The organism is Streptomyces sp. NPDC005402 (genome assembly GCF_040606575.1).
Taxonomy (GTDB): domain Bacteria; phylum Actinomycetota; class Actinomycetes; order Streptomycetales; family Streptomycetaceae; genus Streptomyces.
In genome coordinates this window covers 253,313-275,736 of sequence record NZ_JBEXFB010000009.1, presented here as the reverse complement: position 1 = coordinate 275,736, position 22,424 = coordinate 253,313, and the positions used below count along the sequence as shown (strand labels likewise).

The following is a 22,424-nucleotide window of genomic DNA, read 5'->3' as shown; positions in this document are numbered from 1 at the left end:
TGCGGGCATGGCCGGGAAGCAGGGCGAGCGCACGCGCCGCAGGCTCAGCACCGAGGAGCGCCGGGAGCAGCTCCTGTCGGTGGGGGCGAGGCTGTTCTCGGAGAGTCCGTACGACGACGTGTGGATCGAGCAGGTCGCCGAGATCGCCGGCGTCTCGCGCGGGCTGCTCTACCACTACTTCCCGACGAAGCGGGACTTCTTCGCGGCGGTCGTCGAACGCGAGAGCGAGCGGATGCTGGCCATGACCGCGGCCGTGCCCGGCATCCCGGTGCGCGAGCAGCTGACGGCGGGGCTGGACACGTATCTGGAGTACGTCCATGCCCACGCCCACGGCTTCCGCGCCTTCCATCGCGCCGACGCCGCCGGGGACCAGGCCGTGCGCCGCGTCTACCACCGGGCACTCGCCGCACAGGAGCGACAGATCCTGGCGGCGCTGGCCGCGGATCCGGAGTTCGGTGCGCGGGCGGAGGAACGCCCCGACCTTCAGCTCGCCGTCCGCGGCTGGCTGGCCTTCACCACGGCCGTCTGCCTGGAGTGGCTGAGGGGCTTTGACCTTTCCCGGGAACAGGTGCGCGACCTGTGCGCACGGGCACTGCTCGGCGTGCTCAAGCCCTGACCGGAATTTGAACGTCCGTCACGTGCCCCTGGTTGGCTTCATCGCCGATCTTCGCTAGGTTAGGCAAGCCTTACCTTAGGAGGAAGTGATGGGTGACAGCCAAACGTGGGCGGCCGCGCCTTCCGCGGCGGAACACGCCCGATCGGTGCTCGCCGCCTCGTGGTCCTGCGCGGTGACCGCCGAGGGCGGCCGCGAGGAACTCGTCGGCGCGCACACCGTCGCCGAGGACGGGCGGGTGACGCTGGACGTGCCCGAGGACAGCACCCTGGTCGCGGCCGCGATCTGCGCGCCCCGCGGCGAGCCGTCCGCGGTCCTGGAGTTCGCCGACGTGGCACCCGTCCCCGTGCGCAGCCGTATCCGCGCCAGGCTGTGGATCGCCGGCTGGTTCGTCCCCGGGGAGGGGGAGGGGCGGCTGGAGTTCAAGGCCACGCGCGTGGTGCTGCGGCGGCTGTCCGGCTCGGTGGTCGTCGACCTCGACGAATTCGCCGCCGCCGCGCCCGATCCGCTCGCCACGGCCGAGGCGCGGCTGCTCACCCACCTCGCCGACTGCCACCCCGACGCGGTCGAGCGGCTCACCCGGCTCGTCGACCCCGACAGCCTGCATGGCGCGGTCCGCGTCCAGCCCCTCGCCGTGGACCGGCACGGACTGACCCTGCGCATCGAGCGCGCCCGCGCTCACGGCGACGTACGCCTGCCCTTCCACGCGCCCGCCGACGACGTGGCGCGGCTGACGGAGCGCATGCACGTGCTGCTGACCCAGGCGAGCGCCGCGTCCCGCCCGCGTGCCCTACAGCGGCAGCGCACAGACGGCGACGGGTGAGGCGAACGGCTTGCCCGCGAGCCGCAGGTCGCCGTTCTTCGTGTTCACGTGGAACACGCTGACGGTGCCGGACCGCTGATTCGCCGCGAAGAGCAGCCCGCCGTCCGGCGAGAAGGCGATCTGCCGCGGGAAGTCACCGTCCACCGGCACGGTGTCGAGCAGCCTCAGCCGGGCGCCGGCCGCCTCCACGGCGTAGCGCGTGAGGCTGTTGTGGCCCCGGTTGGCGAGATAGGCGTACGAGCCGTTCGCGGTGACCAGGAACTGCGCCGGGTAGTTCGTGCCCGAGCCCGTCCCCGTGGACTGCGGCGCCCCGACGGAGAGACGGCCGGTCCTGCGGTCGTAGGCGCAGACCGCCACCGTGTTGTCGACCTCGTTGGCCAGATAGGCGTACCGGCCGCCGGGATGGAAGGTGAGATGGCGCGGTCCGGCCCCCGCCCGGGTGTGGGCCCGCGAGACCTCCGTGAGGGCGCCGCTCCGTTCGTTCAGGCGGTAGCTGTAGACGGTGTCGGTGCCCAGGTCGACGGCGAGCACATGGCCGCCGTCGGGACTGGTGACGAACTGGTGGGCGTGCGGCCCCTCCTGGCCGGGCCCCGGCGCCGGACTGGAGTGGGTGACCGAGTCTCTGAGCTCGCCGAGCGCTCCCGAGGAGCCGATCGGATGCACGGCCACACTGCCGGAGCCGTAGTTCGCGCTGAGCAGCCAACGCCCGCCCGGATGCACCGACAGATGACACGGCCCTGCCCCGCCGGTGCTCCGGCTCCCCAACACCTTGCGGTCGGACAGACGTACGGCGGTCACGGCACCAGCGTCCTGCTCGGCGACCGCGTACAGCGTGCGGCCGTCGGGGTGCAGTGCGAGATACGACGGGTTGGTGACGCCGGTGATCGTGCCGGTGCCGGTGATCCGGCCGCTCCCGGCGTCATAGGTGGCGAGGCCGATCCCGGTGCCGCCGTCCTCGACGGAGGTGTAGGTGCCGAGGTAGAGGGGGCGGGGGCCGGTCGGGGGCGGGGTCGACGGTGTGCCCGCACGACCGGCCGAGGGAGCCTCGGCGGAGCCGTCAGGTGCCTCCCGCGGGGCCGACTCGGACGACGCCTCGGGAGACGCCTCGGACGACGCCTCGGGAGCCGACGAACAGCCCGTGAGTCCCGCCGCCGCTCCGGTGAGAACGCCGACGAACCGGCGCCTGCTCCAGTCGCCGTTCGCACTGCTCATCGCTGCGCACCCCGGGTGATCGATCGTCGCCGTCGTGAACAGCCACCTTCACCCGGATCACGCGCCCCCTGCAACCCGGGCACCGCCGCCCGCTACCAGTCGCCGTCCTCGACCGGCTTGCCCGGCGCGTCTCCCAGCGGCTTGACCTGGTGCGATGCGGGTTGCTGCCAGGGTTCGTGATCGTCCCCGAGCCAGTCGCCGACCGGTTTCACGCCGTCCAGCGTGTCCGTCGGGGCGAGATCCTCCGCATCCTGGTCGTAGTAGTCGAACCAGGGCAGCCCCGCTCGGGTGTAGGCCGCGCGGTCCACGGGGGACGGCGGGGGAGCCTCGCCGGTGATGCGGCGCCACTCGGGCGGTGTCACCAGGTGCACGAAGACCCGCCCGGCCGGTGTGGCCGCCCAGTCCGACAACGGCCGCTCGTCCCGGTAGACCTCCTGGCGCAGGGAACCGCCGACGCCGAGTCCCATCGACGGAGCGCTACGGGGCGGCGCCCCCGCCGGAGCGGCCGGCGCGGCCATCGCCATGGGCGCGGCCGCCCCGAAGGCCATGGAAGGCCCGCTCGCCGCGCGCGTCCGCCGCTGCGCCTCCCGCCACTCGGCCAGCCGCTCCTCGGCCAGCGGAAAGGCCTGCAGCTGTACGCCGCCCCAGACCTCCTCGCCCGTGACCTGCCCCTCGACGGTCGCGCCCAGCCCGAGCGGCACCGCGACGAACTGGCGGACCGTGCCCGTGCCGGAGTTGATGCCGTCCAGCCACGGCTGGCGGGGCAGCACCACGTAGTTCTGCGGGTCACGGGCGAGCCGGTCGCTCCAGGGCTTCCCGGAGACCGCGCACACCTTGCCCACCCCGACCTGGAGGGCGGCGGGCTCGGTGGTGCCCCCGAAGCTCAACCACATCGCCTCCCGCAGATACACCGGCAGCATCACACCGCCGCGGGCCCGCCACTGCTCCGGGACGGTGTCCGGATAGTCGCGGACGCGGCGCACCGGGAACTCGCCCAGTCCCGGCGGCAGCGGATGCGTGCCCGTCTCGGGCAGCCGCAGGGTGCGGACGAACCGCACCGCCGCGCCGCCCGGCAGCCGCAGTGTGTTCCCGTCGATCCGCACGCTCGTGTCGGTCATGGATCCCCCAGTGCCGGTTCGGTGGGTCTGTGTCACCTGGAACGACGGGAGAGTGCCGGGCGGTTCCTGCGCCACCGTTCCTGCAGCCGGGTCAGGTGCGGCATCCGCTCACGCTGCTCGCGGGACGCACGGTCCAGTTCCTCCAGCAGGCGGCGCGAGCGGTGCTCGGTGTCCAGCTCGTCGAGGATGCGGTTGACCTCGGTGAGCACGGCCCCGTGCAGCTGCCACTGGCGGGCGTCCCGCTGGATCTCCTCCAGCAGCAGCTGGGCCAGCTTGTCCCGGGTCGCCGTGGCCTGCCGCAGTTCGGCGGTGAGCCGGGACTCCGCGGACTCGGCGCTCACACTGACGTGGGTGGTGACCAGCACCGCGAAGCTGACCACGGCGTCACCGATCTCGGACAGCAACTGCTCCACGGCCCGACCGGTCTCCGGCCCGAACAGCGGCTCGGGAGCCTGTCCCTCGTCGACCGGGTACGGCTCGTCGGCGAAGGGGTCACGTTCCTTCGCGAGGTCGGTGAGGGTGCGCGCGAGGACCCGCAGCACGACCGTGCAGATCTCCAGGGTGTCCAGGCCGGTCCGCAGCACCACCCGGTGCAGCAGGCCCTCCTTCACCCTGGGATTCAGCTTGAGACTGTCCTCGGCCTGCCTGAGGGCCGCGTCCACCTCGACGATGTCGTGGTCGAGCTCGCGCGCCTCGTACAGCCGGGCCGTCGCCAGCTCCACGGGCGTACGGCCCGCGGCCTCCTCGCCCATCCGCAGCATCAGCTTGCGCACCCGGCGGGCCAGCCCCTCGATCGACTCGCCCGCCTCGTCCACCCACACCGGGGGAGCGAGCAGCAGATTGCAGGCGAGGCCGACGACCGCGCCGATCAGCGTCTCCACCACGCGCGCCCAGGCGGTGTCCCCGACCGTCGTCACCCCGAGCACCAGCATCGCGCTGATCGCCACCTCGGGCACGAACTCCTCGACCCGCACCAGCCGTCCGACCACCAGCGACGCCACGATCAGCAGGGCGAGGCTCCACCAGGTCAGACCCACCAGCAGACTGAAGGCGATGGCGACGAGGACGCCGGTCACCACCGAGTTCACGCGGCGGATGCCGGTGGTGAGGGTGGAGTAGAGGGTGACCTGGACGACGAGCAGCGCGGTCAGCGGTGCGGTGAGTGGGGCCGCTTCGGGGCTGAGCCGCAGCGCGATGACGTACGCGATCGTCGCCGCGCCCGCCGACCGCAGCGTCTGCACGACCACGGGGTCCCGGCGCCGTTTCACAAACCGCACCAGGGACGCCGTCCACTCACGTACATGTCGCATCCTCAGTGTGTTCCTCTTCCACGTAAGCGTCGGTGCACTCCTTGCGGACCGTGACTGTCCGCAAGCGTGCCCCCCATTGTGGGGCGCGGCCGGTCCACGGCAAGGACCGACGGCGGTGACGGCGGACACCCGACACCCGGCGTCACCTCGGGCGATCCCTGGGGAAAACCCCCGTCGTCGACGGAGGACCGCCGGATGGCCCGCGGCCCGTCAGGGACGAAAGCGTGGAGCGATGACCTGGAAACGGACCTCGACCATCCTGACCCTGCTCATCACGCTCGGCACGGCCACGTCGGCCGCGGCGACCACCCGGGCACCGGCCCCCTCCGTCGTCGAGGCCCTCGACCGGACCGCGTACCCCCTGCGGACCGTCGAACCCGGCGGCGACACCCGCGATCTGCGGCCCCTCGACCGGCTGATCGGCGACGCCGAGGTTGTCGGCGTCGGCGAGGCCACCCACGGCTCCCACGACTTCTTCGCCCTCAAGGACCGCCTCTTCCGCCACCTCGTCGAGGAGAAGGGCTTTCGCACCTTCGCCCTGGAGGCCCCCTGGAGCACCGGACTGCGGCTCGACGACTATGTCGTGCACGGCAAGGGAGACCCGCGGCGCATCATGCGCGAGGAGTTCCAGCGGGACTACCTGTGGTGGAACAACACCGACTACCTTCGGCTCGTCGAGTGGATGCGGGCGTACAACGTCCGCCACCCGGGCGACCCCGTCCGTTTCCTCGGCGACGACACCGCCTGGACCGGGCCCGAGACGTACGACGCGGTCGTGGCCCGTGTGGCCGCCGCCGACCCCGCCTCCGGCGAGCGCCTGGCCGGGCTGTACCGCGGGCTGCGGCCCACCGCGTCGACGGGGGCGTACATCGAGGGCTATCTCGGCAGGCCGTACGCCGAACGCAGGGAGATGGCCGAACGCAGCGGCGAGGCGCTGGAGCTGGTGCGGCGGGCCGGGGCCGACGACCGGACCGTCCAGGACGCGACGGCGATCGACCGGACCGCCCGCCAGTACGCCTTCGACTTCGAGGAGCCCGGACAGATCGCCGCGGCCATGCGCTACCGCGACGAGGCGATGGCCGCCAACGTGGTCTGGTGGCAGCGGCACACCGGCACCAAGGTCCTGCTGTCCGCGCACGATGCCCATATCGGCTACGAGAGCTACGACCCCGCCTACCCGAAGATGCAGGGCGCGTTCTTGCGGGACAGCCTGGGCCCGGCGTATCTGAACATCGGCCTGACCTTCGACAGGGGTTCGTTCAACGCCACCGACCAGGACGAGACCGCCGTGCGGCGCTGGACGGTGGGCCCGGCCGCCGAGGGCAGCAACGAGCGGGTCCTCGACCGGGTGCGGTACCGCGACTACGCGCTCGACCTGCGGACCGTCGGCTCACCGGCCCGCGCCTGGCTCCGCGAGCGCCGCCCGACCTACCGGATCGGCACCGCCTACCCCGACGGCCCCCACGACGTCGCCCTGGCCCGCACCCACGACGTGCTGATCCACCTTCACCGGGTGGAAGCCGCCCGGCTGCGGGACCGGTAACCGGCGATCTTCGCGAGGTTGCCGCAGCGGTCCATCGAGCACCAACGGCGGCGGCGGGCCTGCGAGTCGTCCAGGAACAGCAGCGAACAGTCCGGGTTCTCGCACTCCTTGACCCGCGTGAGGAGCGGACCCCGCACCAGGAGTACGGCGTCCCGCGCCACCGTCGCCAGGGCCGCGCGGGCCGGACTGTGCGCCGTCCAGCGGGCCGGGCCCAGTTGGGGTGCGAGGTCGGGCTGGGCGGCGGCCGCGTTGACCCGCTCGACATCGGCCGGGTCCGGTTCCCGGCCGGTCATCGCGGCGCGGACCAGGGAGTACAGGGCCTCGCGCAGGAGACGGGCCTGCGTCAGATCCCGCGCGGTGACCCGCACCCGACCCTCGTCGGTGGTCAGCCCGGCCTCCGTGAACCAGCGCGCGAGCGCGGCGGTGTCGGGGAGCCGCTCCAGCGGGGTGGCGTGCCGTTTGCCGAGGGTGGCCGCGAAGTCCAGACAGGGGCGGCCGCCGATGAACGGGAACGCGAGGGCCGGGTCGGCGGGGGCGGGGCTGCCGGTCATACGTCGAGCGTACACCGGTTCATGGGGTGTCGGATCGCTGGGCCCAACCCTCTTGACACCGGTTGATGCGGTGTCGGAGGGTGACGACAGGTGACACCGCCTCAACCGGTGTCAAACGCTCGGGTGGCCGGGCAGAGAGCAGGTGCGGTATGCGTGCGGTGCGGATCGACAGGTTCGGTGGACCTGAGGTGCTGGTCCCGGTCGACGTCCCCGACCCGGTGCCGGGTCCCGGAGAGGTGCTGGTGCGGATCGTCGCGGCCGGGGTGAACCGCGCGGACGCCCTGCTCCGCGCCGGCCTCTACCACCGCGCCGGACGGCCTCCGCTCGTCCCGGGCGCCGAGGCGGCGGGCGTCGTCGTGGAGGTGGGGGAGGGGGTGACCGGCTTCGCGCCGGGACAGCGGGTCATGGGTCTGGACGGCGGCAAGTCGTCCGGCTTCTATGCCGAGCTGGCCACGGTGCCCGCCACCCATCTGGTCGCGCTCCCCGACGGCGTGGACCTGACCCGGGCGGCCGCCCTGCCGATCGCCTGGCTCAGCGCCTGGTACTGCGTGCGGCACCTCGCCCGTGTGACCAAGGACGACACCGTGGTGGTGAAGGCGGCGGCGAGCGGGGTCGGCACCGCGGCCGTGCAGATCGCCGCCGAGGCCGGGGCCCGGGTCATCGCCCTCGCCGGTTCGGCCGAGAAGGCCGCCTGGGCGGGGGAGTTCGGCGCCGACGTCACCGTCGACACCTCGGCCCACCCCGACGACGCCGAGGTCGAGGAGGTGCTGCGGCTCACCGACGGCCGTGGCGCCGACGTCGTCCTCGACACCGTCGGCGGCCGGGCCTTCGGGCGCAGCCTGCGGGAAGTGGGCCACGGCGGCCGGGTCGTCGCCCTGGCCAACGTCGCCCTGGAATCGAGCACCGTCGACACCCGCGACTTCTATCCCAAGAACGCCACGATCCTCGGCTTCCAGCTCACCAACCTGCAGATCCACGGCTACGACCCGCGCCCCGACCTGCGCGAACTGGCCGAGCGGGTCGCCGCCGGCGGCTACCGCGTGCCGATCGAGACCGTCGTACCCCTCGAAGAGGCGCGGGCCGCCCACGAGCGGCTGGAACGGCGTGACAACCGCGGCAAGATCGTGCTCTCCGTCGGTCCGGACATCGGCAATTGAGGTGCGCGCGGCTTCCTCGGCAGGTGATCATCCAGTGAGTCGCGGGTGAGGAGGCGCCGGTGGGTCCAGTCGTGTCGGCACGAGTGCGGGCGGCGCTGCACCATGTGGCGGCCCTGTCCGAGGGGCCGGCCGTCGCACCGGACGTGCGCGTCACGCTTAACTTCCATCCGGACCGCCTGGCACGCGGCCTGCCCCTCCTCGAGGCGCTGGCCCAGGACGGCGTCTACCACTCGCAGTTCGTCACCGGCACGAGCAACGGCGGGCTGACCGCCCGTCCCGGCGGCGACCGGTGGCGCTGGGAGAGCCGGATCTTCGGCGGCGCCTACGACGACGCGGACGCGCACGAGCGGCCCGGGTACGGCGCGCTGAACTTCCGCCGTCAAGTGGTCGGCGCCGCCCCGCGGTTCGGCTCCTCGCACTTCCGGCTGACCGGCGAACCGCTGGCCCGCGCCACCTTCTGCTACCCCGACAGCGCCGCCGAGCCGGTCCACTTCGGGGTCGCTGCGGGCATGTCCCTGATCGCCCTCGCGGAGGCGGACGAGCAGGACGCCCTCGACGACTACATCGAGGCCCAGGTGCACGGCGGCGTGGACCTGGCCCGCGATGTGGAGGCCCTTGTCCTGGACGCGAGCTACCGGAACACCCCCGTCGAGGCGGCGGCACACCTGCTCTCCGTCCCGGTCGAGTGGCACCCCGGCTACCGGATCACCGTGGCCGAGCTGCACCGCCACGCCGACTACCGCGGGCAGGAGTACGCCGACCTGGGCGCGAGCATCGCCGAGGACGGCCTGGTCGACCCGCGCGTCATCGGCGACGCGGCCAGGACGGGCCGCCATGAGATCCAGCACCTGAAGATGGTCTGGCACACGCTGGCCCGCTTCGGGGCGCCGGAGGCAACAACTCATGCGGGGCGACGCGCGCGGGTCCTTCGCGCTCCTGCCGACTCGGTCGGCGGAGGATAGGGAGTGACCGGTTCATGCTTGTTTGATGCTTATGCGCCCTTAGGACCCTTGGTATTTGACGGCACCCGTCATCTGCTTCGTCCTCCCAGGCGTTCAGGAGGTGGTCCGTGAATCCGTGGGCACTGGTGGTGGCGGGTACGGCGGTCGCCTTCTACGGAGGGCTGTCACGACGGCTTTCCACCACGGTGGTGTCCGGACCGTTGGTGTTCGTGGCCGCGGGGCTGGCCATCGGCCCCCTCGGCCTGGGGCTCGTCCAGGAGGACGAAAGTCTGGAGCCGGTCCGGGCTCTGCTGGAGGGCGCCCTGGCGGTGGTGCTGTTCACCGACGCGTCTGCGATCCGGGGGCGCGAGCTGCGCCGGGAGCGGTTTCTGCCGTTGCGGCTGCTGGCTGTGGGGCTGCCGCTGACGATGGCGTTGGGGTGGCTGGTGGCATGGCCGTTGTTGCCGGGCCTTGGCATGTGGGAACTGGCTCTGGTCGCGATCATTCTGGGTCCCACGGACGCGGCGCTGGGTCAGCAAGCGATCTCGGACCGCAGGGTGCCCGCGTTGGTGCGCCATGGCCTGGACGTCGAGTCCGGGCTGAACGACGGTCTGGCGCTGCCGTTCTTCGTTCTGGCGCTGGCCGCGGCAGGAGGCGGCCATGGCGATGAGGGTGTCGGTGAGACGTTCCTGCGCGCCCTGCTGCTGAGCTCAGCGATCGGTTTCGCCGTGGGCTGGGTCGTTGCCCGGCTTCTGCGCTGGTCGGCCGCTCGTGGATGGGCTGCCCACGAGTGGCGCCAGCTCGCGTCGCTGGCCGTCCCGGTCGTCGCCTACCCCGTGGCCGTCGAGGTCGAGGGCAGCGGATTCATCGCTGTCTGGGTCGCCGGGCTGGCGTTCGGGAACGTCCTGCAAAAGTCCGCTTCCCCTGCGCGCGGTGCCGGCGCGGGCGTGTCCGGCGATACGACCGCCTTCACGGAACGGCTCGGCCTGCTGCTCACCTCGATGAGCTTCCTGGCCTTCGGCGCGGTCATCCTGGGCCCGGTGCTGGAGCACGTGACCTGGCGGATGCTGGTATACGCCGTACTGAGCCTGACCGTGATCCGGATGCTCCCGGTCGCCGTGGCCCTCTTCGGAACCGGACTGCGGCCGGCGACCCTCGCCTACATCGGCTGGTTCGGCCCCCGTGGACTTGCCTCTCTGGTGTTCGGCCTGCTGGCCGTCGAAGAGCACCTGCCGGGCACACACGTCCTCGGCGGCGCGGTGGCGTTGACGGTCGCCTTGAGTGTCTGCCTGCACGGAGCCACCGCTCCGCTGCTGGGCGGCCGTTACGGTGCCTGGTATTCCAGAACGCTGGCGAGCCACCCCGGGCTCGAAGAGCACGCGGATGTCCCGGACGAGGGTGTCGATACGCCTCGGGGCGGCCCGGACGCGCCGGGGTAGCGCGGAGACTGATCACGAAGGGCCCCCGGTGTGCGGGACGCGTTCCGTACTCTGTTCCGGGAACACATGCTCGACACTGACCGGACGGGTGCCGAGCAGGGAGAAGGGGGCGGGACGTTGGTGGACTCCTGGGAATGGGCCCGGCGGGTGCTGGAGGGCGCGGGTCTCGACCCCGGCCTCCTCGCCGGGCTGCGGCCGCTGAGCGGCGGCACGTACAACTCCGTCGAGGAACTCCTCCTCACCGACGGCACCCGGTACGTCCTCAAGGTCCCGCCCGCGCCCACCGTCCCCGGCCTGCGCTACGAGCGTGAACTCCTGGTCTCCGAGGCAGAGTTCTACCGCGCGGCCGCCGTGGCCGAGGTCGCCGCCCCGCACGTCGTGGCCCTCGGTGAGGACACCGCCGCACCCCATCTGCTGATGACCGCGTGTCCCGGCGAGCCCTGGGACGGATCGGTCACCGAAGACGAACGGCCGTCGCTGCGAAGGGAGTTGGGCCGCCAGGTGGCCCGGCTGCACACCGTGACCGGGCCGGGCTTCGGCTACCCCTCCGGCGCCCTGGGCCCGCTCGCGCCCGACTGGCGGACCGCGTTCACGGCCATGATCGATGCCATCCTGGACGACGCCCGGGACTACGGAGCACGGCTGCCCCGCTCCGTCGACCAGGTGGCGAGCGCACTGCGCGCCGGCTACCCCGCCCTCGACGAGGTCACGGTCCCCGCGCTGGTCCACTTCGACCTGTGGGACGGGAACATCCTGCTGCACCGCCCGGCAGACGGCGAGCTCCGCGTCGGCGGGCTCATCGACGGGGAGCGGATGTTCTGGGGCGACCCCCTCGCCGACTTCGTCTCCCTCGCGCTGCTCGGGGACATCAAGAAGGACGAGGCGTTCCTCGCGGGCTACCGGGAGGCGGGCGGCCGGACCGAGTTCGACGCGTCGGCCCGGGTGCGCCTGGCCCTCTACCGCGCCTACCTCTACCTGATCATGCTCACCGAGACGGTCCCACGGGCGGTCGACGACGAGAAAGAACGCTGGGTCCAGTCGGCGGTGGCACCTGAACTCGTCGCCGCCCTGGACGAGATCGAAGCCCTCGCCCGGGTCACAGGAGCCTGAACACCCTTGAGCGGACGCACCGTACGCGATCTCAGACGCGCCAACCGCACGGCCGTACTGCGGCACCTCTACTTCGACGGACCCCTCAGCCGCTTCGAACTCGGCCCGGTCACCGGGCTCAGCTCCGGCTCGGTCAGCAACGTCGTCGCCGACCTGGTGGCCGACGGACTGCTGGAAGAGGCCGGCAGTGTCGAGTCCGACGGCGGACGCCCCCGCACCCTGCTGCGGGTGGCGCCCGGCAGCGGCCACATGATCGGCGTCGACGTCGGCGAGACCCGGGTGCGCGTCGAGCTGTTCGACCTGACCCTCACCGAACTCGCCCGCGCCGAACGGCCGTTGACGCAGCGGAGCTACGACGTCGAGGCCATCGTCGGCCACATCCGTGACGGCATCGCCGAGGTGCTCGCCGGTGCCGGGATCGAGCCCGAGGCGCTGCTCGGCGTCGGCATCGGAGTGCCCGGCATCGTCGCGCACACTCCCGAGAGCGGGGCGGTGGTGCACGGACAGACCATCGGCTGGGACGCCGTCCCGCTGGAGGCACTGCTGCGCACCGGCTCCCCGCTGCCCGGCAGCGTCCGGTACTTCATCGACAACGGCGCCAAGACCCTCGGCCAGGCCGAGATGTGGTTCGGCGGCGGTCGCGGTGCCCGCAGCGCCGTCGTGGTCCTGTTCGGCTCCGGCGTCGGCGCCTGTCTGGTGACGCCCGAGGTGGAGCACGGCCGGGCGGTCGAATGGGGGCATCTGACCGTACGGGTCAGGGGCCGCCGCTGCCGCTGCGGTGCCCTCGGCTGCCTGGAGGCCTACGCGGGCGCCGAGTCCCTGCTGGAACGCTGGCGGGAGGAGGGCGGCCGGCCGCCCGAGGGGGTCGACGAGGAGACCGCGCTGACCGCCATGCTCGCCGCCGCCCACCCGGCCGACGGCACCTCGGGCGACCCCGTGGCGCTCGCCGTCCTGGAGGAGACCGCCGAGTACCTGGGCGCCGGCCTGTCCGACCTGATCAACCTCTTCCAGCCCGAGCGGATCGTCGTCGGCGGGTGGGCCGGGCTCCAGCTCGGCGAACGGTTCCTGCCCGCCGTACGGCGGCACGCGTCGGCGTACGCGCTCAGGTACCCGGCCGAGAAGGTGACCGTCGACCTCGGCCGTCTCGGGCCCGACGCGGTCACCGTCGGCGCGGCCATCCTCCCGCTCGCCGACTTCTTCGCCCGCGGCGGCCGGCGCCCCGAGCCCGTGCCCGAGGGACCGGCACCGGCCTGGCGGACCGCCCTGGAGGAGCGCGCCCCGCACTGACGTTTCGCCGACCTGCGCGGAGGTACTCGCGCTCCCGCCATCAACACGAACGGAGGGCGCCGTGGACCACCGCAACGAAGGACCGGGCGAGAACGGTCATCCCGTCCCGCGGGATCTGCCGGACCAGCAGGCGGGCGACGGCGATGACCCCTGGGAGGTCGCCACCGTCCCGGACGGGGAGCCCGGCACCGACGAACCGGAGGACGTCCCCGACACCGACGAGGCGGGGACCGCTCGGCAGGGGGCACCGCGGTCGGACACCGTGCACCCCGAGCACCCGGGAGCCGAGGAGTCCTCCGGCTGACGCCTGGCCCCCCGGGCCGGTCAGCCGACCTTGCGGCCCTTCATCGGCTCCGTCCGCGCCCCCGCACCCTGCTGCATCCCGTGCAGGAACTCCGCCAGGACCTCGGTCGCGGTGTGTTCCGGATGCCAGCCGAGTGCCGTACGCGCACGCGTGCAGTCCATCAGAGGCAGCCGCAGGACCGCGTCGAACAGGTGCGGGGACGCGGGCAGCAGATGCAGACCCCAGGCGGCCGCGATCGCCGAACGGGCCGCGGTGCGCGGCAGCCGTACGGGACGGGCGTCGAGCATCCCGCCCAGCAGCTCGGCGTCGACCGGCGGCTCGCCCGCCAGGTTGAAGGCGCCCCGCGCGTCCGAGTGCACCGCCAGTGCGTAGGCCCGGGCGGCGTCGTCGGTGTGCAGCGCCTGCACCCGCAGACCGGGAATGTCGGGGAGGAAGGGCAGCAGGTCGGGCCGGGCCAGCTGACCGGGCAGGAAACGGCCGCCGAAGATGCGGCGCTGCTCGCTCGCCGACTCCCGCTTGAAGAGGAACGCCGGACGCATCCGTACGACCCGCACGGCCGGGTGGTCGCGCTCGAAGGTGTCCAGGGCGCGCTCCAGATACGCCTTCTCCCGGCAGTACGCGGCGTCCGGCCAGCCGTGTGTCGGCCACGACTCGTCCACCGCGTGCTCCTTCGGGCCCGGGGAGTAGGCCCCCACGGACGACGCGTGCACCAGGGTGGGCACCTTGGCCGCGGCGACGGCCTCGAACACGCGGATCGAGCCGAGGACGTTGGTGCGCCAGGTCACCGCCGGGTCGTGCGTCGGCTGGAACGCCCACGCGAGATGGACCACCGCGTCGGCGCCCGCGAACTCCTCGGCCAGGTCGGTCCGTTGCGATGACAGGTCGACCGCGGACCACTCCGTCCTCGCGGGCGACCAGTCCGGGATCCGCCGGGCCAGGCCCCGTACGGAGCCGACCTCGGGCTCCTCCGAAAGAAGGCGCACCACGCTGGTTCCCACGTTGCCGGTGGCGCCCGTGACCACGATCCTGCTGCCGGTTGAAGTGCTCACCTTGGGCTCCTTCGGGCCGCTGGGGCGGGGAACCGCCCGAGTACCCGGCCCCCGGGGAAGCACGCGGTGCTCGGCACGGTCCGCGGCCACGACATGATCTCCCCATGAGCGAGATCATCCTGATGTCCGACGCCCGCGTCGCCGCCGTCCCCGTCGAGGAGAGCGGCGAACCCCTGGTGGACGTCCGCGCCCACCTCCGCGTCGACGACCGCAAGCACGAGGACTCCCTGGGCGCCGAGGTCCATCTGCGCCAGGGTGTCCTCGACCGGCTGCTCCGGGCTCAGGCCCTGCTGCCCGACGGTCTGCGTCTGCTCTTCGTGGAGGGATACCGCCCGCCCGCGCTCCAGCGGCACTACTTCGAGAAGTACGCCGGCGCACTGCGCGCCGCCCACCCCCACTGGTCCGCGGACCGGATCCACACCGCGGCCAGCCGCTATGTCTCCCCGCCCGAGATAGCCCCGCACAGCGCCGGGGCGGCCGTCGACCTCACCCTCGCCGACGCCGACGGCCGCGAACTCGACCTGGGCACCGCCATGAACGCCAACCCCGAGGAGAGCGACGGCGCCTGCTACACGGGCGCCGGCAACATCACCGAGGAGGCCACGGCCAACCGGGCCGTGCTGGGCGCGGCGCTGAGCGCGGTGGACCTGGTCAACTACCCGACCGAGTGGTGGCACTGGTCGTACGGGGACCGCTACTGGGCCCTGCAGACGGGGGCGCCCGCCGCCCTGTACGGGGCGAAGGAACTGGACGGGCGGTAGGGCGGGGGAGTCGGCGTGGGCCGTGCCGGGAGGTGCCCCGGGACCCGGGGGCGGCCGGCCCGTACCGGGCCCCGGGTCCTGTGCGCCGACTCACCCGCGAGGCCGCCCCAGGCGTCCGTCGCCGGCACGCCCGCGGTGTCAGGCGAACGCGTTCACGCCCGTGAGCTCCGCCGACAGCGTCCACAGGCGCTCCGCCTGCACCGGGTCGGTCGCCCAGGCCCGGACACCGCCGCTCTGGTCGCCGTCGTCGGCGGGCTCGGCGATGTCGCAGTCCTCCAGGTAGACGCCGCCCATCCCGGCCAGCTGGGGCGAGGTCGCCGCCCACACCTGGGTGGCCGCCCCCTGCTCAGGGCTCTTGAAGCCCGAGGGGTTGAGCACGTTGCCCTGCTCGTCGATCCAGCCGCGCTCCACCATCTCCGCCTTGGGGAGGTGGCGCTGCAACGGGGTGAGAATGCCGCCCGGGTGGAGCGAGAAGGCCCGCACCCCGCGGTCGGCGCCGAGCTTGTCGAGGTGGACGGCGAACAGGACGTTCGCCGTCTTGGCCTGGCCGTAGGCCTGCCACTTGTCGTAGCCGGTCCGCCAGTGGACGTCGTCCCAGCGCATGCCGGAGAAGTGGTGGGCGCGCGAGGACACCGAGACCACGCGGGCGCCGCCGGGCTCGATGGCCGGCCACAGCCGGTTGACCAGCGCGAAGTGACCGAGGTGGTTGGTGGCGAACTGCGCCTCCCAGCCCGGCCCGACGCGGGTCTCCGGGCAGGCCATGATCCCGGCGCTGTCGATGACGAAGTCGACCGTGCGGCCCGAGTCGAGGAAGCGCTCGGCGAAGGCGCGCACGCTCTCCAGGTCACCGAGGTCGAGTTCGTCCAGCTCCACGCCCTCCAGGCCGGCCAGGGCCTTCCAGGCGGTGTCGGGACGCCGGGCCGGGACGACGACCCGGGCGCCCGCCTTCGTGAGCGCCCGGGTGGTCTCCAGACCGAGCCCCGAGTAGCCGCCGGTGACGATCGCGAGCTTGCCGGACAGATCGACGTCCGCGAGGACGTCGTCGGCCGTGCTGTGGGCGCCGAACCCCGAACCGATCTTGTGCTGTGCAGTGCTCATGACGGGAACGCTACGAATTGGAGTGCGCTCGAAGTCAAGCCGACACCACCCGGGCGTCCCGGGGCGCGGCGTCGCTCGGTCGCGGACAAAAGGAAGCCCCGACCGGACGGGGGAATCACGGTCGGGGCGGTCAAGTGGTGGGTATGGATGGCGGTCGCCTCTCGGCGAAAGGCTCCACAGGGCTTCAGCCGAACGATCGTCCCTGTGGGCAAAAGGTGAGGCCCGGGGACACTGTCCCATCCATACCCACGATCTGTTCAACGGGCAACGACCCTGTGGTGTTCCGTCGCTCGGGGCGTTTCGAGGTGAGCTGTGTCACCCGTTCCGACCGGTCGGAACGGTCTCGCTCCACAGGTTCTCGGCCTGCAGCAGCAAGGTCCCCAGCACGGTCGTGCCCTCGGCGCCCTGTTCGGCGTGCTCCCGCAGCCCGTCCTGAAGCTGCCCGCGCAGCTCCCGCATCGCCGACTCGGCGTGGTCGTCCGGGTGGCCCTCGCCGCCGGCCGCCAGCAGCCGGTCGCTCTCCGCGTGGCAGGCGTCACCGATCAGCTGCAGGAGATCGGCGTACGAGTCCAGCACCGGTCCCGCAGGCGGGACCGGAGCGCGGTTGTCGTCGGCGGCCACGGCCAGGGTCCGGGTCAGCGCGCGGATGTGCCCGGTGACCCGGCTCCAGCGCTCGTCGTCCTGATCCGGCGGGAGCGACGCCGGTGGCCGGCGTACGGCACGCAGCGGGGCGGCGGTCAGGCGCAGGCTCTCCCGGCTCCAGCCGCGGGCGGACCGCAGCGCCTCCAGCCGGCGTTCCAGCCTGGCCGAGGCATGCGACCAGCCCTGGGTGTCCCACTCGCCGTCCCGCAGGTCACCGGCCACGGTGTGCAGGGTGTCGCCCGCCTCCCGGGCCAGCGCGGCGAGGTTCTCCCGCACGTCCCGCAGATGGATCGGCGGAAACACGAACGCGTTGACGGCGAGACCGATGACCGCGCCGAGCGCTGCCTGCCCCACCCGGTGGCCGACGGCGGACGCTTCGGCGGAGCTGGTGGCGAGGGTGAACAGCGCGGTCGTCGCGCCGTAGATCCCCTGGTCGCCGAAGCGCGGCCAGTTCGCGAGGAGCACCAGCAGCGGCACGGACAGGGCCACGGCGCCCAGTGTGCTGCCGGTGACGGCCAGCGCCACCGACGCCAGCACGGCCCCGCAGCAGATCGCCGCCAGCTGCCGCACGGCCTGCATCAGCGAGCTGTACACCGTGGCCTGCATCAGCACCACCGCCACCCAGGGCGCCATCAGGGCCATCGGATCGCCCATCCACACGCCCGCCACGAGCCAGGCGAGGATCGCGGCGACCGAGGCCTTCACCGACTGCACGAGCAGGTCGCGCTCCCGCCCCGGCCCACGGCAGGCGGCGCGGGCGGCCCGGCCCACGGCACCGGCCTCCTGCCGCAGGGCATGCGTCGGACGGGGCTGTCGGAGGAGAGCTTGTGTCACACCAGTCATCCGCTGTGGGTTCCGTGCCGTCGGGCAGGTCATGCCAGGGGACTGTCCGCAAGGGACGCCAGCAGGTGGGCCGGGTCGTCGTAGATGGCCTGCGCGCCCGCCTTCTCCAGGTCGGCGCGCGGGATGCCGCCGCACAGGACACCGACGCAGCGCACGCCCGCCCGGCTGCCGGCCTGCATGTCCCAGACGGTGTCGCCGACGAAGACCGCGCGCTCGGCGGGCACCCCGGCCAGCTCCAGCGCGTGCTCGACGGGCTCGGGGGCGGGCTTGCCCTCCTCGACGTCGTCGGCGCTCGCGGTGGCCAGGATCGCGTCGTCCGCATCGATCGCCCGGCGCAGCGCGGACAGTTCCGCCCCGCCCGCCGAGGTGGCGAGGACGACCCGCCAGCCCTCATGGTCGAGATGCCGCAGCAGCCGGCCCGCGTCCTGGAGCGCCGGCAGCCGGTCGAAGTACTGCCCGTACAGCGCCTTGTGGGCGGCGCTGAGTTCGGCGTCCTGGTCCTTGTCGCGGTCGTCGCCGAGCAGATGGGCGACGAGGTCGTCGGAGCCGAGCCCGATCGCCCGGTGGACGGCGTGCATCGGCACCCGGTGGCCCGCCTGCCGGAGAGCCTCCCACCAGGTCGTCACATGCAGGTGGTTGGTGTCGACGAGGGTGCCGTCGACGTCGAACACTGCCGCCCGTTCCATGAACCGCTCCTTTTCTGTCGGATCGCACGAGTACCACGTCAGGTGCCCGCCACTCGGGCCGGCACCCGCCCTTTCCGGGACCAGGCCAGCAGCTCCCCGAGATCCCAGGTGGTCACGATCCGTTCGGCCGGCACCCCGCACTCCTGAGCCCGCGCGCACCCGAGGACCTGCCAGTCGAGCTGGCCGGGCGCGTGCGCGTCGGTGTCGACGGAGAACAGCACGCCCGCGTCGACGGCCTCGCGCAGCAGCCGACGGGGCGGGTCGAGGCGCTCGGGGCGGCTGTTGATCTCCACCGCCGTGCCCGACTCGGCGCACGCGGCGAACACCTCGTCCGCGTCGAACTGCGACTCGGGCCGCCCACGTCCGGTCACCAGCCGCCCCGTGCAGTGGCCGAGGACGTTCGCGTGCGGATTCCGTACGGCGGCCACCATGCGCCGGGTCATCGGGCGGGCGTCCATGCGCAGCTTGGAGTGCACGGACACGACCACGACGTCGAGGCGGTCCAGAAGCTCGGGTTCCTGGTCCAGGGAGCCGTCGTCGAGGATGTCGCACTCGATGCCGGTGAGCAGCCGGAACGGCGCCCAGGTCTCGTTCAGCGCCGCCACCACGTCCAGCTGCTCCCGCAGCCGGTCGGGGGACAGCCCCCGGGCCACGGTCAGCCGCGGCGAGTGGTCGGTCAGCACCGCCCACTCGTGGCCGAGCTCCGCCGCGGTGCGGCCCATCTCCTCGATCGGGCTGCCGCCGTCCGACCAGTCGGAGTGCAGATGGCAGTCGCCGCGCAGGAGTGCCCGCAGCTCCTCGCCGGCCCGGTCCCGGGGCGCGGTGGACTCCGCCTCCAGCTTCTCCAGGTAGCCGGGCACACCTCCGGTCAGCGCCTCGCGCACCACCTGGGCCGTCTTCGGGCCGATGCCCTTGAGCGACTCCAGCGACCCGGCCTCCGCGCGCTCGCGCACCTCGTCCGCGGGCAGCTCGGTCAGCACCCGGGCCGCCGTACGGAAGGCACGGACGCGGTACGTCGGTGCCAGGGACCGCTCCAGCAGGAAGGCGATCCGTTCCAGGGCCTCGACGGGATCCATGGCCACCTCCACCTCCAGAGTTCCCCAGGCGCCCGGGGGCCGCACGACGGGCGGGCGGTTTGTCGGGTTCGCCGCCGGGTACTGCGATGCCTCGTCGGAGGTACCCCGGACGCCAGGCGTCCGGCTCGTCGCCCCGACGCCCCCCCCCGCCCCCGAGGAGGCCGAGATGTCCGCCCCCACCGCACCCCACAGCAAGGTGGCCGTGATCACCGGAGCCGACTCCGGCATCGGCCGGGCCACCGCCGTCCGGCTGGCCCGTGCGGGGATGGACATCGGCATCACCTGGCACAGCGACCGCAAGGGAGCCGAGGAGACCGCGGAGGAGGTCCGCGCCCACGGACGGCGCGCCGCGGTGGCACAGATGGACCTCACCCGGCTGCCCGCAGCCGCCGACACCGTCGACGAGCTGTGCGACCGGCTCGGCCGGCTCGACGTCCTGGTCAACAACTCGGGCACCGGCACCATGACGCCCTTCCTCGACCTGGAGCTCGACACCGTCCGCGAGGTCCTCGACGTCGATCTGGTCGGTCCCTTCCTGTGCGGACAGCGGGCCGCCCGGCACATGATCCGGCAGGGCTCCGGCGGCCGGATCGTCAACGTGACCTCCGTCCACGAGCACCAGCCCCGGGTCGGCGCGGCCCCGTACTGCGCGGCCAAGGGCGGCCTGGGACTGCTCACCCAGGTCATGGCCCTGGAACTCGCCGAGCACGGCATCACCGTCAACGCGGTCGCCCCCGGCGAGATCGCCACCCCGATGACCGGCCAGGAGGACACCGACGTCCACACCCAGGACCGTCCCGGTGTCCCGCTCGGCCGCCCGGGTGACGCCCGCGAGGTCGCCGCCGTGATCGCCTTCCTGGCCGGCCCCGAGGCCACGTACGTCACCGGCGCGTCCTGGAGTGTCGACGGCGGAATGCTCCGCATGGGCCCCCAGGCCGGCTCGCACCTCGGCGACGACGCATGGCGTCGGCCCTGAACAAGGGGCGACCGGACGAGCGCCGACCGGTCAGGCACGGACCCAGGGTGGACGAGGCGATGGCGGGCCGCGCATGAGACGAGGCGCTGCGCCGGCTGTCCGGAACCGGCGTCACCCTCAAGGACTCCCGCCCCTGGCACGCCACAGTCCTGGCCGCGCCGGCCGGCACAGCTGAGGAGGCTCGGGCCCTCTGGACCGCCCGCTGGCGGACAGACGGCCCGGACCGTGCGCGAGGTCGGCACCACCTGGGCAACACGCCCGCGGTGTGCGGCGGTCCTCAGCCTGCTCGGCGGATGACGGCGCCCGCCTCTCCCTCCCGTGGGATGCGTTCTACGCTCGTTCCATGACCGAAATCGCGAGCCCGTACATCGCCCAGCCGCGGATCATCGTGCTCGGGGTCCAGCCGACCACACCGCCGTTCCGGATCGTGGAGATCGACGGGGAGGTGGTCGGCGAGGCGAGGGCCGTCACCGACGTCCTGGAGGCGGCCGCCGCCTTCGGCATCACGGTCCACGACCTGGACGACCCGGACGTGGTCCGCTGGGTGGGCGGCGACAAGTTCACCTGGACCCGGCACTGACCCACCGGCTCAGCCGACCGTCCACTTCTGGTTGGCGCCGCCGGTGCAGGTCCACAGTTGCAGCCGGGTGCCGTTGGCCGCGTTGTTGCCGGTCACGTCGAGGCACTTGCCGGCCTGCGGGTTGACGATGTCGCGTGCGCCCGTGACGGCCCACCGCTGGGCCCCGGAGCCGTTGCAGTCGTAGAGCTGGACGGCCGTCCCGTCCGCGGTGCCGCCGCCTGTCGCGTCCAGGCACTTGCCGAGCGCGCGGATCGTGCCGTCCGAGCCGACGGTCCACTGCTGGGCGGCGGTGCCGTTGCAGTCGTAGAGCTGTACGGCGGTCCCGTTCGCGGGGTTCGCCCCCGCCACGTCCACGCACTTGCCCGCCAGGCCCCGGATCGCCGTCCCGCCGGCCGTGTCGCCGGTGGTCACCGAGACGTGGTCCACCACGAGCTGCTGGGGGAAGGCCGTGGAGCCGTCCGGGTCGCCGGGCCAGTAGCCGCCGACCGCGAGGTTCAGGATCAGGAAGAACGGCTTGTTGAACACCCAGGTGCGGCCGCCCAGGTCGGCGGGGGTGCGCCGCTGGTAGACGGTCCCGTCCACGGACCAGGTGATCGAGTCGGGCGCCCAGTCGACGGCGAAGGTGTGGAAGGCGTCCGCGAAGGCCTGGCCGTTCGGCAGGGAGTAGCCGGCGCCGATGCCGCCCGAGCCGGAGTAGCCGGGGCCGTGGATGGTGCCGTGCACGGTCGAGGGCTCGAAGCCGACGTTCTCCATGACGTCGATCTCGCCGGAGTCCGGCCAGTTGACGGGCGTGCCCAGCATCCAGAACGCGGGCCACATGCCCTGCCCGCGCGGGATCTTCATCCGCGCCTCGACGTGGCCGTACTGCGCGGTGAACTTCCCGGAGGTGTTCAGCCGGGCCGAGGTGTACTGGCAGGTGCCGTACCAGCACTGGTAGTTGGCCGGGTTCTCCTTCCGGGCCGTGATCACCAGATGGCCCTGGCCGTCGAGGGCGGCGTTCTTGTTGCCCGAGGTGTAGTACTGCCGCTCGTGGTTGTTGACGTTGTCGCCGGTCTCGATCTGCCACTTCGAGGAGTCGACCGCGGCTCCGGCGGGCCCGTCGAAGGTGTCGGAGAACGTCACCGCGGCGGCGGAGACGGCGGGCGGATCCGCGTGCGCGGTGCCGGAGACGAGGAGGACGGACGACAGGGCGGCGAGGAGACATTCGCGCAGCAGGCGTGAGGCGGCCACGGCTCTTCCTTCGAGGTGGGGGGGTGAAGGTGTCGCCTCTTGATTTAAGGAGTGAGTTAAGGGGCAGTCAATACT

Annotated in this window: 22 protein-coding genes; 12 read left to right on the top strand and 10 right to left on the bottom strand. The window is 72.8% G+C overall.

Going from position 1 to position 22,424, the window contains the following annotated elements; all coding sequences use genetic code 11:
• The first annotated feature begins 7 nt into the window (after positions 1 to 7).
• On the top strand, positions 8 to 616 hold the full coding sequence (locus ABZT02_RS20030) for a TetR/AcrR family transcriptional regulator (RefSeq protein ID WP_356019287.1): 609 nt from the start codon (positions 8 to 10) through the stop codon (positions 614 to 616).
• An 88-nt stretch (positions 617 to 704) separates the two neighbouring features.
• Positions 705 to 1,436, top strand: coding sequence for a DUF2470 domain-containing protein (locus tag ABZT02_RS20025; protein WP_356019286.1), 732 nt, complete (start codon positions 705 to 707; stop codon positions 1,434 to 1,436).
• Here the strand turns inward: ABZT02_RS20025 and ABZT02_RS20020 are convergent.
• The 3 genes from ABZT02_RS20020 to ABZT02_RS20010 all read right to left on the bottom strand — a co-directional run bounded on the left by ABZT02_RS20020 (position 1,404) and on the right by ABZT02_RS20010 (position 5,076).
• A complete protein-coding gene (locus ABZT02_RS20020; protein WP_356019285.1) occupies positions 1,404 to 2,648 on the bottom strand; it encodes a lactonase family protein in 1,245 nt (414 codons plus the stop codon). The genes ABZT02_RS20025 and ABZT02_RS20020 overlap by 33 nt on opposite strands.
• Positions 2,649 to 2,740: 92 nt before the next feature.
• The gene (locus ABZT02_RS20015) at positions 2,741 to 3,766 is read right to left on the bottom strand and encodes a hypothetical protein (protein ID WP_356019284.1); all 1,026 of its coding nucleotides are present in this window, start codon (positions 3,764 to 3,766) and stop codon (positions 2,741 to 2,743) included.
• Positions 3,767 to 3,798: 32 nt separating this feature from the next.
• A complete protein-coding gene (locus tag ABZT02_RS20010) occupies positions 3,799 to 5,076 on the bottom strand; it encodes an aromatic acid exporter family protein (protein WP_356019283.1) in 1,278 nt (425 codons plus the stop codon).
• A gap of 232 nt (positions 5,077 to 5,308) precedes the next feature.
• On the opposite strand from ABZT02_RS20010, the gene ABZT02_RS20005 reads away from it, so the two are divergent.
• Positions 5,309 to 6,619: an erythromycin esterase family protein gene (locus ABZT02_RS20005; protein ID WP_356019282.1), complete on the top strand. Its 1,311-nt coding sequence runs from the start codon at positions 5,309 to 5,311 to the stop codon at positions 6,617 to 6,619.
• Here ABZT02_RS20005 and ABZT02_RS20000 read toward each other — a convergent pair.
• Positions 6,583 to 7,170, bottom strand: coding sequence for an ABATE domain-containing protein (locus ABZT02_RS20000; RefSeq protein ID WP_356019281.1), 588 nt, complete (start codon positions 7,168 to 7,170; stop codon positions 6,583 to 6,585). The two genes, ABZT02_RS20005 and ABZT02_RS20000, sit on opposite strands and share 37 nt — an antisense overlap.
• 149 nt (positions 7,171 to 7,319) lie before the next feature.
• On the opposite strand from ABZT02_RS20000, the gene ABZT02_RS19995 reads away from it, so the two are divergent.
• From ABZT02_RS19995 to ABZT02_RS19970, 6 genes are all read left to right on the top strand, one after another.
• Complete coding sequence (locus tag ABZT02_RS19995; protein WP_356019280.1) at positions 7,320 to 8,327, top strand: zinc-binding dehydrogenase; 1,008 nt, start codon at positions 7,320 to 7,322, stop codon at positions 8,325 to 8,327.
• Between the two features lie 104 nt (positions 8,328 to 8,431).
• Entirely contained in the window at positions 8,432 to 9,289 is an 858-nt protein-coding gene (locus ABZT02_RS19990) for a DUF3626 domain-containing protein (protein ID WP_356019361.1), read from the top strand.
• 107 nt (positions 9,290 to 9,396) lie between these two features.
• The gene (locus tag ABZT02_RS19985; RefSeq protein ID WP_356019279.1) at positions 9,397 to 10,707 is read left to right on the top strand and encodes a cation:proton antiporter; all 1,311 of its coding nucleotides are present in this window, start codon (positions 9,397 to 9,399) and stop codon (positions 10,705 to 10,707) included.
• Positions 10,708 to 10,773: 66 nt separating this feature from the next.
• Complete coding sequence (locus ABZT02_RS19980) at positions 10,774 to 11,817, top strand: aminoglycoside phosphotransferase family protein (protein ID WP_356019278.1); 1,044 nt, start codon at positions 10,774 to 10,776, stop codon at positions 11,815 to 11,817.
• A 6-nt stretch (positions 11,818 to 11,823) separates the two neighbouring features.
• Complete coding sequence (locus ABZT02_RS19975) at positions 11,824 to 13,104, top strand: ROK family transcriptional regulator (RefSeq protein ID WP_356019277.1); 1,281 nt, start codon at positions 11,824 to 11,826, stop codon at positions 13,102 to 13,104.
• Positions 13,105 to 13,165: 61 nt separating this feature from the next.
• Entirely contained in the window at positions 13,166 to 13,408 is a 243-nt protein-coding gene (locus ABZT02_RS19970) for a hypothetical protein (protein WP_356019276.1), read from the top strand.
• A gap of 20 nt (positions 13,409 to 13,428) precedes the next feature.
• Here the strand turns inward: ABZT02_RS19970 and ABZT02_RS19965 are convergent, their stop codons facing one another.
• Positions 13,429 to 14,457 carry an SDR family oxidoreductase gene (locus ABZT02_RS19965; protein WP_356019275.1) on the bottom strand — a complete coding sequence of 343 codons (1,029 nt, stop codon included), beginning with the start codon at positions 14,455 to 14,457 and terminating at the stop codon, positions 13,429 to 13,431.
• Positions 14,458 to 14,561: 104 nt separating this feature from the next.
• Between ABZT02_RS19965 and ABZT02_RS19960 the strand changes: the two genes are divergently transcribed.
• Positions 14,562 to 15,218: a M15 family metallopeptidase gene (locus tag ABZT02_RS19960; RefSeq protein ID WP_356019274.1), complete on the top strand. Its 657-nt coding sequence runs from the start codon at positions 14,562 to 14,564 to the stop codon at positions 15,216 to 15,218.
• Between the two features lie 138 nt (positions 15,219 to 15,356).
• On the opposite strand, the gene ABZT02_RS19955 is transcribed toward ABZT02_RS19960, so the two are convergent.
• From ABZT02_RS19955 to ABZT02_RS19940, 4 genes are all read right to left on the bottom strand, one after another.
• Positions 15,357 to 16,316, bottom strand: a complete 960-nt coding sequence (locus ABZT02_RS19955; RefSeq protein WP_356019273.1) for an SDR family NAD(P)-dependent oxidoreductase — start codon at positions 16,314 to 16,316, stop codon at positions 15,357 to 15,359.
• A 315-nt stretch (positions 16,317 to 16,631) separates the two neighbouring features.
• Positions 16,632 to 17,801: an aromatic acid exporter family protein gene (locus tag ABZT02_RS19950; protein ID WP_356019272.1), complete on the bottom strand. Its 1,170-nt coding sequence runs from the start codon at positions 17,799 to 17,801 to the stop codon at positions 16,632 to 16,634.
• Between the two features lie 29 nt (positions 17,802 to 17,830).
• Positions 17,831 to 18,487, bottom strand: a complete 657-nt coding sequence (locus ABZT02_RS19945; RefSeq protein WP_356019271.1) for an HAD family hydrolase — start codon at positions 18,485 to 18,487, stop codon at positions 17,831 to 17,833.
• Positions 18,488 to 18,525: 38 nt separating this feature from the next.
• Positions 18,526 to 19,563, bottom strand: coding sequence for a PHP domain-containing protein (locus ABZT02_RS19940; RefSeq protein WP_356019270.1), 1,038 nt, complete (start codon positions 19,561 to 19,563; stop codon positions 18,526 to 18,528).
• 166 nt (positions 19,564 to 19,729) lie between these two features.
• Between ABZT02_RS19940 and ABZT02_RS19935 the strand changes: the two genes are divergently transcribed.
• Positions 19,730 to 20,539, top strand: coding sequence for an SDR family oxidoreductase (locus ABZT02_RS19935; RefSeq protein ID WP_356019269.1), 810 nt, complete (start codon positions 19,730 to 19,732; stop codon positions 20,537 to 20,539).
• Between the two features lie 343 nt (positions 20,540 to 20,882).
• Positions 20,883 to 21,119: a hypothetical protein gene (locus ABZT02_RS19930; protein ID WP_356019268.1), complete on the top strand. Its 237-nt coding sequence runs from the start codon at positions 20,883 to 20,885 to the stop codon at positions 21,117 to 21,119.
• A gap of 9 nt (positions 21,120 to 21,128) precedes the next feature.
• Here ABZT02_RS19930 and ABZT02_RS19925 read toward each other — a convergent pair whose 3' ends face one another.
• Entirely contained in the window at positions 21,129 to 22,349 is a 1,221-nt protein-coding gene (locus ABZT02_RS19925) for a family 16 glycosylhydrolase (protein WP_356019267.1), read from the bottom strand.
• Positions 22,350 to 22,424 lie beyond the last annotated feature (75 nt).

What these genes read in the sequence shown, in the direction of transcription:
- ABZT02_RS20030 (WP_356019287.1), top strand. Translation starts at nt 8, where the DNA reads ATGGCCGGGAAGCAGGGCGAGCGCACGCGCCGCAGGCTCAGCACCGAG.
- ABZT02_RS20025 (WP_356019286.1), top strand. Translation starts at nt 705, where the DNA reads ATGGGTGACAGCCAAACGTGGGCGGCCGCGCCTTCCGCGGCGGAACAC.
- ABZT02_RS20020 (WP_356019285.1), bottom strand. Translation starts at nt 2,648, where the DNA reads ATGAGCAGTGCGAACGGCGACTGGAGCAGGCGCCGGTTCGTCGGCGTT.
- ABZT02_RS20015 (WP_356019284.1), bottom strand. Translation starts at nt 3,766, where the DNA reads ATGACCGACACGAGCGTGCGGATCGACGGGAACACACTGCGGCTGCCG.
- ABZT02_RS20010 (WP_356019283.1), bottom strand. Translation starts at nt 5,076, where the DNA reads ATGCGACATGTACGTGAGTGGACGGCGTCCCTGGTGCGGTTTGTGAAA.
- ABZT02_RS20005 (WP_356019282.1), top strand. Translation starts at nt 5,309, where the DNA reads ATGACCTGGAAACGGACCTCGACCATCCTGACCCTGCTCATCACGCTC.
- ABZT02_RS20000 (WP_356019281.1), bottom strand. Translation starts at nt 7,170, where the DNA reads ATGACCGGCAGCCCCGCCCCCGCCGACCCGGCCCTCGCGTTCCCGTTC.
- ABZT02_RS19995 (WP_356019280.1), top strand. Translation starts at nt 7,320, where the DNA reads ATGCGTGCGGTGCGGATCGACAGGTTCGGTGGACCTGAGGTGCTGGTC.
- ABZT02_RS19980 (WP_356019278.1), top strand. Translation starts at nt 10,774, where the DNA reads ATGCTCGACACTGACCGGACGGGTGCCGAGCAGGGAGAAGGGGGCGGG.
- ABZT02_RS19960 (WP_356019274.1), top strand. Translation starts at nt 14,562, where the DNA reads ATGAGCGAGATCATCCTGATGTCCGACGCCCGCGTCGCCGCCGTCCCC.
- ABZT02_RS19955 (WP_356019273.1), bottom strand. Translation starts at nt 16,316, where the DNA reads ATGAGCACTGCACAGCACAAGATCGGTTCGGGGTTCGGCGCCCACAGC.
- ABZT02_RS19950 (WP_356019272.1), bottom strand. Translation starts at nt 17,801, where the DNA reads ATGACTGGTGTGACACAAGCTCTCCTCCGACAGCCCCGTCCGACGCAT.
- ABZT02_RS19945 (WP_356019271.1), bottom strand. Translation starts at nt 18,487, where the DNA reads ATGGAACGGGCGGCAGTGTTCGACGTCGACGGCACCCTCGTCGACACC.
- ABZT02_RS19940 (WP_356019270.1), bottom strand. Translation starts at nt 19,563, where the DNA reads ATGGATCCCGTCGAGGCCCTGGAACGGATCGCCTTCCTGCTGGAGCGG.
- ABZT02_RS19935 (WP_356019269.1), top strand. Translation starts at nt 19,730, where the DNA reads ATGTCCGCCCCCACCGCACCCCACAGCAAGGTGGCCGTGATCACCGGA.
- ABZT02_RS19930 (WP_356019268.1), top strand. Translation starts at nt 20,883, where the DNA reads ATGACCGAAATCGCGAGCCCGTACATCGCCCAGCCGCGGATCATCGTG.